Source organism: Streptomyces sp. NPDC096040 (assembly GCF_040303265.1).
Classification (GTDB): Bacteria; Actinomycetota; Actinomycetes; order Streptomycetales; family Streptomycetaceae; genus Streptomyces.
Genome location: NZ_JBEOTA010000102.1, coordinates 1 through 1,429, shown reverse-complemented (window position 1 = coordinate 1,429; position 1,429 = coordinate 1). Strand labels below are relative to the sequence as shown.

Below are 1,429 nucleotides of genomic sequence, written 5' to 3'. Positions count from 1 at the left end.
CCGCCTTGCGGCGGGTGCGGGTGGTGCGGGTCTTCTGGTCGGCTCCACGAGGCTTCGACACCGCCGGGGCGGTGTCCTGGTCTCCGGCCACTCCGGTACCAGTTACTGCGGCTGCCGCGAGGGCGGCGAGGTTGAGTGCGGCGTTGTCGTCCCGGTCGATGACCAGGTGGCAGGCGTCGCATTCGTAGGTCCGGATGTGCAGCGGCAGTTTGGCTTTCACCGCGCCGCACCCGGAACAGGTCTTGGAGGATGGGTACCAGCGGTCCGTGACCACGAGGCGGGCAGCATGGCGCTGGCGGCTCTTGTAGGTGAGCTGGCGTCGGATCTCTCCGAACCCGGCGTCGGCGATTCTGCGCGCCAGACGCCTGTTACGGAGCATCCCGGCAACGTTGAGGTCTTCCACCACCACGGTGCCGTATTCGGCGGCCACAGCGGTCGTCAGTTTGTGCAGGGCGTCCGTGCGGAGGTTCGTGATCCGATGATGGACCTTGTTGCGGGCAGCGTTGGCTTTCTCCCAGCGTCGGGACGGCTTCTGCCCGGTGCGCCGGTTGGGGCCCTGGCGTCGGGACACGATCCGGGACGCGTGGCGCAACTCCTTACGCAGGGAGTCGTAGTGGTTCGGATTAGGGACCTGCCGGATCTCGCCGGTGCTGTCAGCCATGACCGCGAGGGTCTTCACGCCGAGGTCGATACCGACCGCGACGTCCGGCCGAGCGACGCGGGCGATGTCCCGTTTCACCTCCACCTGGAACGAGACGAACCATCGGCCGCACTCGTGCCGGACGGTCGCGGACAGGAGCCGGGCCGTCCCGGCCTGGACGCGATCGAGGAGTTTCACGGTGGGCTCGTGGACACGGATCGTGCCCAGGCGGGGCAGCGTCACATGCCGGCCGTCAGCGTCCACGCGGATCACGCCGGTCGTGAACCGGCACGAAAGACGAGCCTTCCGCTTCGACTTGAAGCGAGGCATTCCCGCGCGCTTGCCTTTGCGCTGCCCACGCTTCGACTTCGAGTAGTTGTCGAACGCGCTGGAGGCGTTCGCGAGGCCGGTGGAGTATGCCTCCTTGGAGTTCTCCTCCCACCACTCGGCGAACCTCGGGTCGGTGTGCTTGGCGGCGTTGAACGCCTTCCGCAGGGATGGCAGCGACCAAGGCCGCCACTCCGTCAGCGCAGCCTCGGGCACGCCGTAGGACTCCTCGGCTTTGCGCTGCCACCACGAAGCGGTTACCCATCCGAGAGCCCAGTTGTAGGCGGCGCGGGCGGCACCACAGTGCGAGCGCAACGCTCGTTCCTGGGTGGCGTTCGGGTCCAGCGCATACCGGTATGCCTGCACGGCGAACCCGGGCTGCGGACGGAACTTCTTCATCAGGCTGCCGCCTCCAGCGGCGTAACGAGGGCGGTGTGCTCGGTCGCGGTCCGGTCGCGGTCC

Annotated in this window: 1 protein-coding gene; it reads right to left on the bottom strand. The window is 68.0% G+C overall.

Annotated elements, in window-relative coordinates:
• Positions 1 to 1,366: IS607 family element RNA-guided endonuclease TnpB (tnpB, locus tag ABTY98_RS42180; protein WP_352226474.1), on the bottom strand; the 1,366-nt coding region annotated here is incomplete at its 3' end.
• Positions 1,367 to 1,429 lie beyond the last annotated feature (63 nt).